At 71.9% G+C, this 16,053-nt stretch carries 18 protein-coding genes and 1 pseudogene; 9 read left to right on the forward strand and 10 right to left on the reverse strand.

What is annotated here, in order from left to right; genetic code table 11:
* Positions 1-8: 8 nt before the first annotated feature.
* The gene (locus LEP48_RS18105; RefSeq protein WP_225566964.1) at positions 9-314 is read right to left on the reverse strand and encodes a transposase; all 306 of its coding nucleotides are present in this window, start codon (positions 312-314) and stop codon (positions 9-11) included.
* A 70-nt stretch (positions 315-384) separates the two neighbouring features.
* Between LEP48_RS18105 and LEP48_RS18970 the strand changes: the two are divergent.
* Positions 385-1,063: pseudogene (locus tag LEP48_RS18970) on the forward strand (transposase); the annotation flags it as partial.
* A 42-nt stretch (positions 1,064-1,105) separates the two neighbouring features.
* Here LEP48_RS18970 and LEP48_RS18120 read toward each other — a convergent pair.
* The 3 genes from LEP48_RS18120 to LEP48_RS18130 are packed head-to-tail and all read right to left on the reverse strand — an operon-like array spanning position 1,106 to position 3,318.
* A complete protein-coding gene (locus LEP48_RS18120) occupies positions 1,106-1,597 on the reverse strand; it encodes a GNAT family N-acetyltransferase (RefSeq protein WP_225566965.1) in 492 nt (163 codons plus the stop codon).
* Position 1,598: 1 nt separating this feature from the next.
* Positions 1,599-2,612, reverse strand: coding sequence for an aldo/keto reductase family protein (locus LEP48_RS18125; RefSeq protein WP_225566966.1), 1,014 nt, complete (start codon positions 2,610-2,612; stop codon positions 1,599-1,601).
* A gap of 46 nt (positions 2,613-2,658) precedes the next feature.
* A complete protein-coding gene (locus tag LEP48_RS18130) occupies positions 2,659-3,318 on the reverse strand; it encodes a DUF3043 domain-containing protein (protein ID WP_225566967.1) in 660 nt (219 codons plus the stop codon).
* Between the two features lie 78 nt (positions 3,319-3,396).
* Here LEP48_RS18130 and LEP48_RS18135 point away from each other — a divergent pair, with 78 nt between their 5' ends.
* The gene (locus LEP48_RS18135) at positions 3,397-4,833 is read left to right on the forward strand and encodes a dipeptidase (RefSeq protein WP_422723856.1); all 1,437 of its coding nucleotides are present in this window, start codon (positions 3,397-3,399) and stop codon (positions 4,831-4,833) included.
* Positions 4,830-5,633 (forward strand): VOC family protein, encoded by an 804-nt coding sequence (locus LEP48_RS18140; protein WP_225566968.1) that lies wholly within the window; start codon positions 4,830-4,832, stop codon positions 5,631-5,633. The genes LEP48_RS18135 and LEP48_RS18140 overlap by 4 nt, the downstream gene beginning before the upstream one ends.
* A gap of 21 nt (positions 5,634-5,654) precedes the next feature.
* Here the strand turns inward: LEP48_RS18140 and LEP48_RS18145 are convergent, their stop codons facing one another.
* The 3 genes from LEP48_RS18145 to nadA are packed head-to-tail and all read right to left on the reverse strand — an operon-like array spanning position 5,655 to position 8,109.
* Positions 5,655-6,191 (reverse strand): acyl-CoA thioesterase, encoded by a 537-nt coding sequence (locus LEP48_RS18145; RefSeq protein ID WP_225566979.1) that lies wholly within the window; start codon positions 6,189-6,191, stop codon positions 5,655-5,657.
* A gap of 60 nt (positions 6,192-6,251) precedes the next feature.
* The gene (locus LEP48_RS18150; protein WP_225566969.1) at positions 6,252-6,851 is read right to left on the reverse strand and encodes a DJ-1/PfpI family protein; all 600 of its coding nucleotides are present in this window, start codon (positions 6,849-6,851) and stop codon (positions 6,252-6,254) included.
* Between the two features lie 19 nt (positions 6,852-6,870).
* Positions 6,871-8,109 carry a quinolinate synthase NadA gene (gene nadA / locus LEP48_RS18155; protein ID WP_422723857.1) on the reverse strand — a complete coding sequence of 413 codons (1,239 nt, stop codon included), beginning with the start codon at positions 8,107-8,109 and terminating at the stop codon, positions 6,871-6,873.
* Between the two features lie 48 nt (positions 8,110-8,157).
* Between nadA and LEP48_RS18610 the strand changes: the two genes are divergently transcribed.
* On the forward strand, positions 8,158-8,742 hold the full coding sequence (locus LEP48_RS18610) for a glycerate kinase (protein WP_225566970.1): 585 nt from the start codon (positions 8,158-8,160) through the stop codon (positions 8,740-8,742).
* A gap of 91 nt (positions 8,743-8,833) precedes the next feature.
* A complete protein-coding gene (locus LEP48_RS18165) occupies positions 8,834-9,184 on the forward strand; it encodes a HesB/IscA family protein (RefSeq protein ID WP_225566971.1) in 351 nt (116 codons plus the stop codon).
* Between the two features lie 43 nt (positions 9,185-9,227).
* On the opposite strand, the gene LEP48_RS18170 is transcribed toward LEP48_RS18165, so the two are convergent.
* Both LEP48_RS18170 and LEP48_RS18175 read right to left on the reverse strand, forming a co-directional pair.
* Positions 9,228-9,530, reverse strand: a complete 303-nt coding sequence (locus tag LEP48_RS18170) for a sulfurtransferase TusA family protein (protein WP_422723858.1) — start codon at positions 9,528-9,530, stop codon at positions 9,228-9,230.
* Complete coding sequence (locus LEP48_RS18175; RefSeq protein WP_225566972.1) at positions 9,527-10,714, reverse strand: cysteine desulfurase family protein; 1,188 nt, start codon at positions 10,712-10,714, stop codon at positions 9,527-9,529. Before LEP48_RS18175 ends, LEP48_RS18170 begins: the two co-directional genes overlap by 4 nt.
* 461 nt (positions 10,715-11,175) lie before the next feature.
* Here LEP48_RS18175 and ctaC point away from each other — a divergent pair, with 461 nt between their 5' ends.
* The 4 genes from ctaC (at position 11,176) to LEP48_RS18195 (ending at position 15,346) form a co-directional block, all read left to right on the forward strand.
* The gene (gene ctaC / locus LEP48_RS18180) at positions 11,176-12,096 is read left to right on the forward strand and encodes an aa3-type cytochrome oxidase subunit II (RefSeq protein ID WP_225566973.1); all 921 of its coding nucleotides are present in this window, start codon (positions 11,176-11,178) and stop codon (positions 12,094-12,096) included.
* Positions 12,096-13,928: an aa3-type cytochrome oxidase subunit I gene (ctaD, locus tag LEP48_RS18185; protein WP_225566974.1), complete on the forward strand. Its 1,833-nt coding sequence runs from the start codon at positions 12,096-12,098 to the stop codon at positions 13,926-13,928. The genes ctaC and ctaD overlap by 1 nt, the downstream gene beginning before the upstream one ends.
* Positions 13,925-14,326: a cytochrome c oxidase subunit 4 gene (locus LEP48_RS18190; protein ID WP_225566975.1), complete on the forward strand. Its 402-nt coding sequence runs from the start codon at positions 13,925-13,927 to the stop codon at positions 14,324-14,326. Before ctaD ends, LEP48_RS18190 begins: the two co-directional genes overlap by 4 nt.
* Positions 14,327-14,512: 186 nt before the next feature.
* Positions 14,513-15,346 (forward strand): SCO4651 family lipoprotein, encoded by an 834-nt coding sequence (locus tag LEP48_RS18195; RefSeq protein ID WP_225566976.1) that lies wholly within the window; start codon positions 14,513-14,515, stop codon positions 15,344-15,346.
* 98 nt (positions 15,347-15,444) lie between these two features.
* On the opposite strand, the gene LEP48_RS18200 is transcribed toward LEP48_RS18195, so the two are convergent.
* On the reverse strand, positions 15,445-16,053 hold a 609-nt coding region (locus tag LEP48_RS18200), incomplete at its 5' end, for a superoxide dismutase (RefSeq protein WP_225566977.1).

The raw sequence follows: 16,053 nt of genomic DNA on the forward strand, positions 1-16,053 counted from the left end.
CAGCAAGTTCACGGACGAGCGGGTAGGTCATTTCCCGGCAGGTGCGCCTGGGCGAAGTACGCCGCCGCACGGCGCAGGACCTCGTTCTCCTGCTCCAGCAGGCGGACCCGCTTGCGGGCCTCGCGCAGCTCGGCCGACTCCGACGCGGTCACGCCGGGCCTCGCGCCGTCCTCGACATCAGCCTGATGCAGCCAGTTACGCAGGCACGACTCACTGATGCCGAAGTCCTTCGCGACCTGCTTGACCGTGGACTCGCCCTGGCGGGCGATCGCCACGACGTCGTCGCGGAACTCCTTGGGATGGGGTCTGGGCACGGTGAACATCCTTCCAGCAGCACCCGCAGGCACCACAGGTCAGGTGTCACCTAACCGTGCAGCAGTCCCGGGCTACCCGCCCGGGCAGTGGGAGGCCAAGCTGGGGACGAACGAACGCAACGAAACCCGGTCCTGACCGAGACCGGTCCGATGCAGATCGATGTGCCCCGGGACCGAGACTGGTCGTTCGAGCCGGCGACCGTGAACAAGCAGCGGCGTCGCTTGAACGGCGTGGATGAACTCGTGCTGCCGTTGACCGCGCGGGCTGAGGAGCGCAAGATCAGCACGCACTTCGCCGAGGTCTACGTCGCGAGCGTCTTCAAGGACACTGTCAGCCGGGTCACGGGCAGGGTCGTCGCCGAGATGGGCGAGTGGCAGATCGCCCGCTGGGCGAGGTCTACCCCGTGCCTTCATCGACGACGTCGTGGTCAAGGTGCGGAGCCGTGGCGTGGCGGACGTGTGCCTCGCGCCCGGTAGGACTGGGACAAGATGGGCCCGGGACCTGATGCGGATCGCCGTGGACGCCGAGCAGGCGCAGGTGCGGATGGACGACTTAGCCGAGAGATGAGCTACCAAAGCCCGGTCGCGGGCAAGCTGTGGCGATCCGCGTGGGGCTAGTTCATGCCCTTCCTCGACGACGACGTGGAGATCCGCAAGATCGTCTGCACCACGAACGCGATCGAGTCCGTCAAGCGCGCTACCGGCGCGCGGTCCAGGCCAGGGGGCACTTCCCGAACGACGCCGCGGCTCGTCCACCGTTCATCGGACACTCTCCTCCCGGGTCAGTACACCTAGCCCAGGTCCTTGCGGAAGAACGTCGCCGAGTCGTCGTACCCGAGCGCGGCGTAGAACGCGCCCGCCCGGCGGCTCGCGAGGGAGACGTACGCCGCCCCCCGCGCGTGCGCCCATTGCTCGGCGTACGCCATGAGTGCGGCGCCGACACCCGAGCGCCGCAGCGGCGGAGCGACCATGACCTCCTCGACCCAGCACACGGAGCCGTTCGCCAGGAACGTCAGGTGGGTGCTGGCCAGCAGGTAGCCGGCGACCGCACCGGCCGGTCCCCGGACGTCGCCGCGCCTGCCGTCGCTGCCGCCCACGCCGCCGTCGCGGTCCCCTTCGGCAACCGCGACGGCGACCGCGAGCAGCGTGTCCTCGCGGTCGACCAGCGCCGCGAAGGTCTCGTCGAAGGAGTCGCGACGCGGCCGGGAGCTCGTCGCGAAGTCGCGCGCCAGCGGCCAGACGTCGTCGGCGTCGCCGGCGCGCGCCGGGCGGACGAGGCTCACGTCAGGAGACGCGCGTCTTGGGCATGCCCTCGAGCGTCCGGCCCGGGTCGCGCTCGACGACGTCGCCCAGGACCTCGTCGATCCGGGCCATGAGCTCGGCCGGGATGCGCACGCCCGAGGCCTTGACGTTCTCCGCGACCTGTTCCGGGCGTGACGCGCCGACCAGGGCCGCGGCCACGTTGTCGTTCTGCAGCACCCAGGCGACCGCGAGCTGCGCCATCGACAGGTCCAGCTCGTCGGCCACGGGACGCAGCCTCTGCACCCGCTCGAGGACGTCGTCGCGCATGAACCGCTCGATCATCCGCGCCCCGCCCTTGTCGTCCGTCGCGCGCGAGCCGGCGGGCAGGGGCTGCCCGGGCACGTACTTGCCGGACAGCACGCCCTGCGCCATCGGCGACCAGACGATCTGCGAGAGGCCGGCCTCCTTCGACGCGGGCACGACCTCGTCCTCGATCACGCGCCAGAGCATCGAGTACTGCGGCTGGGAGGAGATGAGCTGGAAGCCGAGCTCGTCGGCCAGCGCCGCGCCCTCGCGGATCTGGTCGGCCGTCCACTCGCTCACGCCGATGTAGAGCGCCTTGCCCTGCCGCACGATGTCGGCGAAGGCCTGCATGGTCTCGACCAGCGGCGTCTCCACGTCGTACCGGTGCGCCTGGTAGAGGTCGACGTAGTCGGTGCCGAGCCGCCGCAGGGAGCCGTTGATCGACTCCATGACGTGCTTGCGCGACAAGCCGGTGTCGTTCGGGCCCTGCGGCCCGGTGGGCCAGTACACCTTGGTGAAGATCTCGAGCGACTCGCGCCGCTCGCCCGCGAGGGCGTCGCCCAGCACCTGCTCGGCCACGGTGTTCGCGTACGTGTCCGCGGTGTCGAACGTCGTGATGCCGGCGTCCAGCGCGGCACGCACGCACTGGGTGGCGACGTCGTTCTCGATCTGCGAGCCGTGCGTGAGCCAGTTGCCGTAGGTGATCTCGGAGATCTTCAGACCGCTGTTGCCGAGGTACCGGTAGTTGACCATGCGCCCAGCCTAGGTCGCTCGACCCGGCCGCCACGCACGGCCCGGGTCACTCCGGCCAGACGCCGTGCTTCTTCGAGGACGGCCTGGGCAGCCGCGAGCGGCGGATCTGGAAGGCGCGCATGACGGCGTACATCATGGTGCCCTTCTGGGGCACGTAGGACTTCTTGCCGTCGGTGCCGACGACGCCGAACTTCGCGCGCATCCGCTTCTTCAGGCCGTGCCACAGCAGGAACGCGTCGGCGATGGTGAGCAGCACGACGCCGTACAGCAGCATGAGGATGACGATCGACATCGTCGCGTTCGACAGGAAGAGGAAGTTGAGCACGATGAAGCCGAAGGCCACCGGCAGGAAGAACTCGCCGAGGTTCCAGCGGGCGTCGACGTAGTCGCGCACGAAGCGCTTCTCGGGCCCCTTGTCCCGCGGCGGCAGGTGTCGCTCGTCGCCGGTCTGCATCGCCCGGTACTCGATGTTGCGCTGCTCGCGGGCCTTCTCCCGCGCCGCCTTCGTGGCGGCCTTGCGGTCGTTGGGGACCAGCGGGCGCTTGTTGGCGGCCTGGGCGACGTTGCGCTTCGGGGTCGGGCGGCCCTTGCCGGTGGGCCCACCGCCTGACGGCGTGCCGGAGCCCTCGATCTCGGCGGCCTTGGCCACGGGGTCGGTGGAGCCGGAGGGCGACGAGGATGCGCCGGACTTGTGACGGGAGAACACGCACCCAGGGTAGACGAGCCGGGAGGGGTCGCGGCACACCCGGGGTCGGTGCCACCCGCGCGCGGGTAGCGTTGCCCCGTGACCGACACCACTCTCCCCGTCCCCGGTCCTGACAGCGGCGCGACCACCGTCGACGCCCTGCGGACCCTCGTCACCGCCCAGTTCGGAGCGCTCCAGGCCGACCTCGAGCGCCTCGTGCGCATCCCGAGCGTCTCGGCGGCGGCCTTCGACCAGGCCCACGTCGCCGCCAGTGCCGACGCCGTCGCGGAGCTTCTGCGCGACACCGGGCTGCCCGACGTGCGCATCCTGCGCTCGGCCCGCCCGGACGGGTCGGATGGCGCCCCGGCCGTCGTGGCCCGCCGGCCGGCCCCGGCGGGCGCGCCGACGGTGCTGCTGTACGCGCACCACGACGTGCAGCCCCCCGGCGACGCCGCGACCTGGCAGACCGACCCGTTCGAGCCGGTGCAGGTGGGCGAGCGCCTGTTCGGCCGTGGCGCGGCGGACGACAAGGCCGGGCTGGTCGCCCACGTCGGCGCCCTGCGAGCCCTGGCCACGCTGGCCGACGCCACGGGTGAGGAGCTGCCCGTCGGAGTGACGGTGTTCGTCGAGGGCGAGGAGGAGTCCGGCTCCCCGAGCTTCCACCAGTTCCTAACGGACCACCGCGACCTGCTCGCCGCGGACGTCATCGTCGTGGCGGACTCCACGAACTGGCAGGTCGGCGTCCCGGCGCTCACCACGTCGCTGCGCGGCCTGGTCGACGGCGTGGTCGAGGTGGCCGCGCTGGGTCACGCGGTGCACTCCGGCATGTTCGGGGGGCCGGTGCTGGACGCCAACACGCTGCTCGCCCGGCTCGTCGCCACCCTGCACGACGACGCGGGCAACGTCGCCGTGCCGGGGCTCGTGGTCGGCGCGGAGCCGGAGGTGGACTACGAGGAGGCGGCGTTCCGGGCCGACTCGTCGGTGCTCGACGGCGTGCGGCTCGCGGGCGAGGGCAGCATCGCCGGGCGCCTGTGGACCAAGCCCGCACTGTCCGTCATCGGGATCGACGCCACGAGCATCGCGCACGCCTCCAACACGATCGCGCCGCGCGCGGCGGCCAAGCTGTCGCTGCGGATCCCGCCGGGGCAGGACCCGGCCGCGGCGGAGGACGCCCTGCGCGCCCACCTCGAGGCGAACGCCCCGTTCGGCGCGACGGTCACGTGGCGACCGGGGGAGCAGGGCAAGGCGTTCCACGCCGCCGCCGACACCGCGGCCATGCGCGCCGCGCGGGCGGCCTTCACCGCGGCCTGGGGCACCGACCCTGTCGACATCGGGGTCGGCGGCTCCATCCCGTTCATCGCCGACCTGCTCGAGGTGTTCCCCGACGCGGCGATCCTCGTGACGGGCGTCGAGGACCCTGACTCGCGCGCCCACGGCGCGAACGAGTCGGTCCACCTGGGCGAGCTGCGCAACGTCGTGCTCGCCGAGGCGCTGCTGCTGCGCCAGGTGGCGGGGCTGTCCGGAGATCCGGTGTGACCGGGCCGGTGACGGCGCCCGGGTTCGACGACGTGGCCGCCCGGGCCCGGATGGTCCCGCTGCTGCCCTGCGGCGACGTCGACGAGATGGCCGGGTTCTGGACGGCGCTCGGCCTGGAGCTCACCTATCGCCAGGTCCGGCCCAACCCGTGCATCGGGCTCGCCCGGGGCGAGATCGCGCTGCAGTACTACGGGATGCCGGAATGGGACCCGGACGCGAGCCACTCCACGTGCGTGATCGCCGTGCCGGACACCGAGCCCGTGTACCAGGCGTTCGCCGCCGGCCTGCGTGCCCTGCACGGCCGCCTGCCGGTCTCGGGCGCCCCCCGCGTGACACGCCCGCGCGAGCGCGCCAACAACGCGGGGCTCAGCGGCTTCAGCCTGGTCGACCCGGCGGGCAACTGGGTGCGTGTCTCCCGACTGCCCGACGACGCGACGCCAGTCGTCGTGGGCGAGGGCGGGACCACCACGTGGACGTCGGCCGGCGGCGGCCCGCTGGCCCGCGCGACCGAGAACGCCGTCGTCGTCGGGGACTCCCACGGCGACGTCGCCCAGGCGCGCAAGACGCTGGCGGGCGCCGTGCGGCGGTCGCGCGCGGGGACGACGGCGCCCCCGGTCGCGGAGCTCGCGCCGGCGCTCGCGTACCTGGTCGAGCTGGCCGTGCGGGCGGGCGCGCCTGACGACGCGCGGGCCACGTTCGCGGAGCTCGAGGGGCTGGCCCACGGCGCGACGACCGCCGAGGAGCGGGCCGCCGTCGCGGTGCCGCTCGCCGAGGCGTCCGCCACGCTGCGCGACGCCTGACGTGGCCCCTGGGGACGGCCGTCAGGCGCGGTCGTGCTCCCGGTGCGCGACGTCGACCGCACGGGCCCAGGCGGCGACGTCATCGGGCAGCTCCGGGCTGACCGACGGCGTGTCCGGGCCCATGAGGGCGACGACGTCGGGCGCCGGCACGCGCACGCCGTCCGGGCCCAGGAACCGGCCCGCGACCCAGCCGGTGGCGTAGACGTTGCCGCGGCAGGTGAAGACCTGCTCGATGTAGACGACGCGCTCGTCCCAGCCGAGCAGGCGCGTGGTGATCTCGAACCTGTCGCCCAGCTTCAGCGACCGCTTGTACTTCACCGTCGAGGAGGCCACGACCGGGTACCACTTGCGGTCGCCGAGCCGCGAGAAGCCGTCGATGTCCGCGATGAGGTGGGAGCGGGCCACGTCCATCATCTGCAGGTACGCGCCGTTGTTGACGTGCAGGTACATGTCGAGGTCGCCGGGGTGGACGCGCATGCGGGTCACCGACGGGTCCAGCAGGCCCTGCCCGGGGATCGGCTTGCGCGGCCGCAGGGAGGCCCAGGTGAGGTGGATCATTCGAGTCACGCGGGCAGCGTATATCGCGAACCCGCAGTACGAGGTACTTGGCGCGACGGGTCAGACCGGGGGAGCGGGGTCGTACTGGATCGCCCGCCGCACGGCCCGGGCCGTGTCCGCCGACTCCAGCCGCGCCACCAGGTGCAGGGCCATGTCGATCCCCGCCGAGACCCCGGCGGACGTGACGACGTCGCCGTCGTCGACGAACCTGGCCTCGGTGTCCACCATGACGCTCGGGTCGATGTCGGCCAGCTCGTCGTAGTTGTCGCGGTGCGTCGTGGCGGGACGGCCCGCCAGGAGCCCCGCGGCCGCGAGCACGAGGGCGCCCGTGCACACGCTCGCGATGACCGGGGTCTGCAGGCGCACCCGGCGCAACCACTGCAGGTGTGCCGGGTCGGCCAGCAGCGTGCGGGTACCCCACCCCCCGGGATGGACCAGCAGGTGCAGCGGCCCGACGTCGTCCGCGGACCGCGCCGGGACCAGGCGCATGCCCTTCGCCAGCCGGACGCCGTCGCCGTCGGCGGAGAACGTGCTCACGTGCGGCTTGAGCGCCGAGTGCTGCTCCCAGGCGGCCAGCACCTCGAACGGGCCCACGACGTCGAGCTCCTCGGCGTCGTCGAAGACGAGGATGCCGATGTGCAGGCCGCCGTCGGTGCTCATCGTGGTGCCTTTCTGCGGGTCAGATCCCGGGCAGCGCCAGCATCTGGTCGAGGGCCACGCGAGCCCAGTGCGCGTCGTCGGGATCGACGACGATGCGGTTGACGACCTGCCCGGAGGCCAGGGACTCCATCGCCCACACCAGGTGCGGCAGGTCGATGCGGTTCATGGTGGAGCAGAAGCACACCGTCGAGTCGAGGTAGTGCACCTGCTTGTCGGGGTGCGCCTTGGCCAGGCGCCGCACGAGGTTGAGCTCGGTGCCGATCGCCCACGACGAGCCCGGCTCGGCCGCGTCCAGCGCCTTGATGATGAACTCCGTGGACCCGACCAGGTCGGAGGCGGTGACCACCTCGTTCCTGCACTCCGGGTGGACCATCACGGTGACGTCGGGCACGGCGGCGCGGACGTCCGCGACGTTGCGCTCCGAGAACCGGCCGTGCACCGAGCAGTGCCCGCGCCACAGGATCATGCGGGCATCGCGCAGCTGCTGCTCCGTGAGCCCGCCCAGCGGCTTGCGGGGGTCGAACACGACGCAGTCCGCCAGGCTCAGCCCGAGCTGCTGCACGGCGGTGTTGCGGCCCAGGTGCTGGTCCGGCAGGAACAGGACCTTTCCGGTGCCCTCGACGCCGCCCACCCGGTCGAACGCCCAGCGCAGCGCGACCTGCGCGTTCGAGGACGTGCACACGGTGCCGCCGTGGCGTCCGGTGAACGCCTTGATCGCCGCAGAGGAGTTCATGTACGTCACGGGCACGGTGTCGTCGCCGATGCCGACGTCCTGCAGCACCGCCCAGGCCTCCTCGACCTGCTCGATCGCGGCCATGTCGGCCATGGAGCAGCCGGCCGCGAGGTCGGGCAGCACCACCTGCTGGTCGTCCGTGGTGAGGATGTCGGCGCTCTCGGCCATGAAGTGCACGCCGCAGAAGATGACGAACTCGGCCTCGGGCCTGGCCGCCGCCTCGCGCGCGAGCTTGAACGAGTCGCCCGTGACGTCGGCGAAGTCGATCACCTCGTCGCGCTGGTAGTGGTGGCCGAGCACGAAGGCGCGCTCGCCGAGCGCGGCACGCGCCGCGCGGGCGCGTTCCACGAGGTCGGGGTCCGAGGGAGACGGCAGCGCGCCGGTGCACTCGACGCCCCGCTCGGACGCGAGGTCGCGGCCCTGGCCGAGCAGGAGGAGTGCGGATGCGGCGGGCTCGACGAACCCGGCCGACCCACCGGTCGACGTGCCTGTGGCTTCGTTCAGCAGCGTGCTCACGCGCTCCATGGTTCCACAGTGCTGTGCCGGCGGCGGTGCCTGTGTCACGATCGCGGCGTGGAGCGCGAGGACAGGGGCACGGGACGCGGGGCGAGGCACGCGCTGCTGTGCGTCGTCGTGGGCGAGGGGTCGGGGCCCGGCGCCGCCGCGCTCGCGGACGCGTGGGCGGCGGGCGCGCCCCGCTGCACGGTCGAGACGGTGGCGCTGGGCGCCGGGAACCCGCACGTCCCCGGCCGCGGAGCCGGCGCGTCGGGCCCTGCGCCGCGACCGTCCGGGGTCTTCGTCCCGCTGACCGACCTCGGCCTGTCCACGACGCGCGAGGTGGTGGCGCCCGACGTCGCCCTCCTGCGGGAGCGTGTGCCCGGTGCGGACGTGGTGGTGGTGCACGTCACGGAGCTCGACGCCCAGGCGCTGGCCGGCGGGCCCGTCGCGGACGTCGCCGGCGCCGCGACCGCGCACGCGGTGCCGGTCGTCGTCCTCGCGGACCGCGTGCTCGTGACCCGGCGCCAGTGGTCCGCGGCCGGCGTCAGCGGCGTGTACGAGCTGGGTCCCGCAGGGGGCCACGACGACGCGGGCAGGCAGGCGGCCGTGGCCCGCGTGGCCCGCACCTGGGCGCCGTCGTGGGCCGCTCCCGAGGGGTGATGACACCGTCGTGTGAGGTGTGTCATCGCGGCGCCGGAATTCGCGCGTAGGATCGGGAACAGACCGCCCGCTTCGGCCTGTTGGAGGAAGCATGACCGACACCACTGAGATCGCCACGCACGGCGTGGACCTGTCCGACTTCGCCGCGGACAAGGTCCGCAGCCTCCTCGAGCAGGAGGGGCGCGACGACCTCCGTCTCCGCGTGGCCGTCCAGCCCGGCGGCTGTTCCGGCCTCATCTACCAGCTCTACTTCGACGAGCGGCTGCTCGACGGCGACGCGCTGCGCGACTTCGACGGTGTCGAGGTCGTCGTCGACCGCATGAGCGTCCCGTACCTCGAGGGGGCGAAGATCGACTTCGCGGACTCCATCGAGAAGCAGGGCTTCACGATCGACAACCCGAACGCCGGCGGTTCCTGCGCCTGCGGCGGTTCCTTCAGCTGAGCTGAGCCCCGGGGCGCGCCCCGGGCACGACGACCCGGTCGCCTCACGGCGGCCGGGTCGTCGTCGTTGCGCCCAGCCGGACCGTGAGCCGCCAGACGTCGCCGTCCACGTCCTCGCCCTGCATGGCGTGCCCGCGCATGCGGGCCCAGGCCGGGACGTCGTGACGGGCCGCGGGATCCGTCGCGAGGACCGTCAGCACGGCGCCGGGCGGCAGGTCGCGGGCCCGGGCCGCGAGGCGGATCACCGGCAGGGGGCAGCGCAGGCCCCTGGCGTCCACGACGTCGATGTCGGGGATGTCGGGGTCGGGGAAGTCGTCCGCGGTGCGGGCGGGGCCGACGTCGTTCACAGGCCCCCCACCCCGAGCGCGTCGCGCACGCGGGCCACCGCGCCCGGCAGGGTGGCCGCGAACCGGTCGACGTCGTCCACGGTCGTCGAGCGGTCCAGGGCGACCCGGACGTTCCCGTGCGTGAGCACCCCCATCGCCGCCAGCACGTGCGAGGGCTCGAGCGTGCTGGAGGTGCACGCCGACCCGGACCCGACGGCGAACCCGGCGCGGTCGAGCTCGGTCACCAGCGCCTCCCCGTCGACGTAGAGGAACGAGAACGTCGCCACGTGGGGGAGGCGGTCCGCCTGGTCGCCCACGACCTCGACGTCCGGGATCCGCGCGACGGCGGCGCGCAGGCGGTCGACGAGCTCGCGCCGCCGGCCGTCCTCGGCGGCCCGGTCGGCGGCGACCGCCTGCAGTGCGACGGCGGCCGCGAAGGCCGCGGGCACCGAGACCCCGCCGGGGGCCCAGGGCTCGGGATCCTCCGGCCCCCGCGGCAGGAGCCGCACCCGCTGTCGCACCGCCAGGACGCCCACCCCCGCGGGGGCGCCCCAGTCGGCCGGGTCGGCGGCGAGCAGGTCCCACGCGTGCGGCGTCGCGTCGTGGCCGAGGCTCGCCCCGGCGTCCACGAGCAGCGGGACCCCGGCGGCGCGGGCGGCCTCGTGCGCCTCGACGACGGGCTGGCGGGTGCCGACCTCGCCGTTGGCCGCCTGGAGCGCGGCGAGCGCGACGCCGGGCGTCCCGACCGCCCGGCGGAAGCCGTCGGCGTCCACCCGGCCGTGGTCGTCGACGGCGACCACCACGCGCGTGCCGCCGTGGGTGCGCGCGGAGGACTCCGCGGCGTGCAGCACCGCCGCCCGCTCCACCGCGCCCACGACGACGTCGCCACCGCTGCGTCGCCGCGCCCCGGCGCCGCCGAGGACGGCCGAGTGGAGCGCCGCGGTGTGGCTCGGGGTGAACCGCACCTCCTCGGTGCGCGCGCCGAGCTCGGCGGCGACCGCCTCGCGCGCCCCGTCCAGGAGCCGGGCCGCGCGCCGCCCCTCGGCGTGCAGGCGGCGCGGGTCGGCCCAGCCGTCGTCCATCGCCTGGACGAACGCCTGGCGGGCGAGCGGGTGCCACGGGGCACGCCCGCCGTTGTCGAGGAGGACGCGGCGGTCGGCGGGGCGGTCGGCGGAACGGTCAGCGGGATCGGTGGTGTGCGTCACACGTGCTCTCCGGGGGCGGCGGGGTGGGTCGAGCGGCCGCGGTCGCCGGCGGTCGCCGTGGGGGACGACGGCACGGTCCGGGCGCGCCCTGTTCCCATCATCACGCACTTTCGCGCCGAACCGGGCGGTTCAGGAGGCACCTCGAGCATCCGCGCCGACCGCGCACCCACGGTCGGGCGAGCGCCACTGGATGCTGCGGACGGCGTCGCCGCCGGCCGGCGGCCGGCGCTGGATCTGACACCCGTGGGCAACGATCTGACACTCCCTCGGGGTCTGTGTCGAACGGCGCGGATGTGGACGTCGGGTGGCGATTCCGTCACGTTCGCACGGGGGGTTTGCGGCGTCGAAACCGCCCCGGTCGCGCTAGGCTGCACCTATCGAGGACGAAGGTCCTGCTCGTGCGCCCGGCGACCGGCGTGGTCCCAGGGGCACGAGGCTGGACGTGACGTGAAAGGCCTCCCTTGCACTCGAAGAGCCCCACCCGCACCCGGCGGGTCACCCTGCGCGCGGCGGCGACAGCCGGCGCGGTCGCGCTGCTCGCCTCTGGCTGCGCCAGCGACTCCGTCAAGCGCGGTTACCTCCCTGGCTACGCCGACGGGCAGGTGACCAACCAGACGGGCCGCATCACCGACCTCTGGGTCGGCTCCTGGGTCGCGGCCCTCGTCGTCGGCGTGATCACGTGGGGCCTGATGCTGTGGTGCGTCGCGGCCTACCGCAAGCGCCGCGACGACCACCAGCTCCCGGTCCAGATCCGCTACCACATGCCGCTCGAGATCATGTACACGGCCGTGCCGATCGTCATGGTCCTGGTCCTGTTCTTCTACACGGACCGCGACGTGAGTGCCATCACGGACACGAACGCCGAGCCTGACGTGCAGATCCAGGTCATCGGCAAGCAGTGGAGCTGGGACTTCAACTACCTCGACGACGGGGTCTACGACACCGGGCAGCACCTGCTCGACGTCGGCGGCCAGACCGCCGAGGACCAGGTCGACAACACCCCCGGCACCTCCCAGGACGTGCCGACGCTGTACCTGCCCGTCGACGAGACCGTCGAGTTCACGCTCGACTCCCGCGACGTCATCCACTCGTTCTGGATCCCCGCGTTCCTCTACAAGCTGGACATGATCCCGGGGCGGACCAACACGTTCCAGGTCACGCCCACGCGGGAGGGCACGTACGCCGGCAAGTGCGCCGAGCTCTGCGGAGAGTTCCACTCCGGCATGCTCTTCAACGTCAAGGTGGTCGATCGCGCCGAGTACGACGCCCACATCGACGACCTGCGCGAGGCAGGCCAGACCGGTGAGCTCGGCCTGGAGCTCAACCGCCAGCAGCACCCGTCGTCGGGTGAGACCGAGTCCACCGAGGAGGCCGAGGGCTGATGGCCACCGTCACCGAGACCACACACAGCGCCGAGATCGTTCCCGGCCTGTCCCCGAAGCGTCAGACGCTCGGTCGCACCGTGATCAAGTGGGTCACCTCCACCGATCACAAGACGATCGGCTACATGTACCTGATCACGTCGTTCGCCTGGTTCGCGATCGGCGGCATCCTCGCCCTGCTCATCCGGGCCGAGCTGTTCGCGCCCGGCATCCAGCTCGTGCAGAGCAAGGAGCAGTACAACCAGCTCTTCACCATGCACGGCACGATCATGCTGCTGCTGTTCGCGACCCCGTTGTTCGCGGGCTTCGCCAACGTGATCATGCCGCTGCAGATCGGTGCGCCGGACGTCGCGTTCCCGCGGCTGAACATGTTCGCCTACTGGCTGTTCCTCTTCGGCGGCCTCATCGCCGCCGCGGGGTTCCTGACGCCCCAGGGCGCGGCCTCGTTCGGCTGGTTCGCCTATGCGCCGCTGTCGAACACCACGTTCAGTCCAGGGCTAGGTGGTGATCTCTGGGTCTTCGGCCTAGGCCTGGCCGGCTTCGGCACGATCCTGGGCGCGGTCAACTTCATCACCACGATCATCACGATGCGCGCCCCTGGCATGACGATGTTCCGGATGCCCATCTTCACGTGGAACACGCTCGTGACGAGCCTCCTGGTGCTGATGGCGTTCCCGCCGCTGGCCTCCGCCCTGCTGGCCCTGGGTGCCGACCGCCGCTTCGGTGCGCAGGTCTTCAACCCGGACAACGGCGGCGCCATCCTGTGGCAGCACCTGTTCTGGTTCTTCGGGCACCCCGAGGTGTACATCATCGCGCTGCCGTTCTTCGGCATCGTCTCCGAGATCTTCCCGGTCTTCAGCCGTAAGCCGATCTTCGGCTACAAGGGCCTCATCTACGCGACGATCGCCATCGCGGCGCTCTCCGTCACCGTGTGGGCGCACCACATGTACGTGACGGGCGCGGTGCTGCTGCCGTTCTTCGCCTTCATGACGATGCTCATCGCCGTCCCGACCGGTGTGAAGTTCTTCAACTGGATCGGCACGATGTGGCGCGGCAAGCTCACGTTCGAGACGCCGATGCTGTGGTCGATCGGCTTCCTCGTGACGTTCCTCTTCGGTGGCCTGACGGGCATCATCCTGTCGAGCCCGGCGATGGACTTCCACATCTCCGACTCGTACTTCGTGGTGGCGCACTTCCACTACGTGGTCTTCGGCACCGTGGTGTTCGCGATGTTCGCCGGCTTCTACTTCTGGTGGCCCAAGTTCACCGGTCGCATGCTCGACGAGCGGCTGGGCAAGGTTCACTTCTGGTTGCTCTTCATCGGCTTCCACATGACGTTCCTCATCCAGCACTGGCTGGGCGTCGAGGGCATGCCCCGCCGGTACGCGGACTACATGCCGGAGGAGGGCTTCACCTGGGAGAACCAGGTCTCCACGGTCGGTGCCTTCATCCTCGCCGCGTCGACCCTGCCCTTCCTGTGGAACGTCTACACGACCTGGCGCAACGCGCCGAAGGTCACCGTCGACGACCCGTGGGGCTACGGCCGCTCGCTCGAGTGGGCCACGTCGTGCCCGCCGCCCCGCCACAACTTCACCTCGCTGCCCCGGATCCGTTCCGAGTCGCCGGCCTTCGACCTGCACCACCCGGAGGTGGCGGCCATGGAGCAGGCTCAGGGTCACGGCGGCCTCGACGAGGTGTACGGCGACCCGGACCGCAACGGTCACCGCGAGCTCGTCGAGGGACGCAGCGGTGCGAGCTACCCCGAGAGGGCTGAGTCGAGCACCACGGTGATCGACGAGCCGCGAGGCGACCAGGAGGACGACAGCAAGTGAAGATCGAGACCAAGCTGTTCCTGTACATCGCGCCGTTCTTCGTGGTCGTGGGCGTCATCTACGGCTTTATGTCGAGCTTCAACGAGCCGGTCGGCTACCTCGGTCTGCCGCTCCTCGGTGCGCTGATGGCCATGATCGGCGCCTATCTGGCGCTGACGGCGCGACGTATCGACCCTCGACCCGAGGACGACGAGCTCGGCGAGATCGAGGAGGGTGCGGGCGACCAGGGTGTCTACGCCCCCTGGAGCTGGTGGCCGCTCGCGATCGCCGCCGCCGCTGCGGTGGTGTTCCTCGGCCTCGCCGTCGGCTGGTGGGTCGTCTACGTCGGCTTCGCGCTCGGCGTGATCGCCCTCGTCGGGTGGGTCTTCGAGTTCAGCCGCGGGCAGCACGCGCACTGATCCAGTCGCCGGTGGCGACACCGGCAGACACGGCCCCTCGCTCCTCCGGGAGCGGGGGGCTCTGTCGTTCCCGGGCCCCGGGCGCACAGCACACAGCACGGCATCGGTGGGCCGCCTCCCGACGGTGGGCGCCGCCCGTGGGTGATGATGGAGGAGACACCACAGTCATCTCAGAAGGAGCACGACGTGCGTACCCTCACCAAGCCTGCTGCTCTCGCCACTGCGGGGCTCGTCGCGCTCTCTCTCGGCGCCTGCGCGAGCGACGAGCCCACCGCCCCGCCCGGCGCTGCCGACGCACCCGCTCAGGCGGAGATCACCACCACGGCAGACCTCACCGACCTGGCTGCGCTCATGGCGACCGCTCAGGGCGACGCCTCGTCGTCCCACGTGGAGATGACCTACAGCGGAGAGCTCGCGGACGCCGCGGGCCTGAGCGCCAGCACGACGACGGCGGACGTGGACTACGGCAAGACCGTCGCGGACACCTCGATGCGCATGTCGATGGCCGTGATGGGCATGGACATGGAGATGCTCCTCGTCGACGGCACGATGTACGTCGGCATGGGGGAGGCGACGCAGGGGCAGTACTTCTCGATGTCCCTCGAGGAGATGGCCGACGACCCGTCCCTGGCAGGTGCCCTCGACTCCATGGACTCCATGGACGCGGGCGCCCAGGCCGAGGCGTTGGCCGGCGCGGTGACGGCCTTCGAGCACACCGGGACGGAGCAGGTGGACGGCGCCGAGGTGGACGTCTACACGGTGACGATCGACCCGACCAAGCTCGAGGACGGTGGCGCCACCGGCATCGACGCGCCGATGAGCGAAGAGCTCGGAGAGATGACGGCCGTCTACAAGGTCGACGCCCAGGGACTGCCAGTCGAGGTGGACATCGCCATGACGATCGACGGGCAGGAGCTGGTGATCGAGTCGGCCTTCAGCGCGTGGGGCGAGCCGGTCGAGATCGTGGCTCCCGCCGACGAGGACGTCGTGCCGTACTCGGACCTCATGACGCAGAACTGAGGCTTCGTGCGGCGATGAAGCGCCGTGAGGCAGCTCGGCCCCGGTGCGGCAAAAGGGTCTGCCGCACCGGGGCCGGGCTGTCGTACGGGGTGTCGGGGTCAGGCGGGGACGATGAGCCCGGCGGTGGCGGTGCGGGCGCGCTCGAGGCGGGCGGCGACGTCCTGCCAGTTCGCGATGTTCCAGAACGCCTTGACGTAGTCCGCCTTGACGTTGAGGTAGTCGAGGTAGAAGGCGTGCTCCCACATGTCGAGCATGAGCAGCGGGGTGATGCCCACGGGCACGTTGGACTGCTGGTCGAAGAGCTGGAAGATCGCCAGGCGGTGGCCGACGGCGTCCCAGCCGAGCACGGCCCAGCCGGAGCCCTGGATGCCGGTCGCGGTGGCGGCGAAGTGGGCCTGGAACTTGGCGAAGGAGCCGAACTGGTCCTTGATGGCCTCGGCCAGCTCGCCGTCGGGCTCGCCGCCGCCGGTGGGCGACAGGTTGTGCCAGAACACGGTGTGGTTGGTGTGGCCGCCGAGGTTGAACGCGAGGTTCTTCTCGTGCAGGTTGACCGCGGCGAGGTCGCCGGACTCGCGGGCCTCGGCCAGCTTGTCCAGGGCGGTGTTCGCGCCCGTGACGTAGGCGGCGTGGTGCTTGTCGTGGTGCAGCTCCATGATCTTGCCGCTGATGTGCGGCTCGAGCGCGGAGTAGTCGTACGGCAGGTCAGG

The organism is Isoptericola luteus, assembly GCF_020297055.1.
Lineage (GTDB): Bacteria > Actinomycetota > Actinomycetes > Actinomycetales > Cellulomonadaceae > Isoptericola > Isoptericola luteus.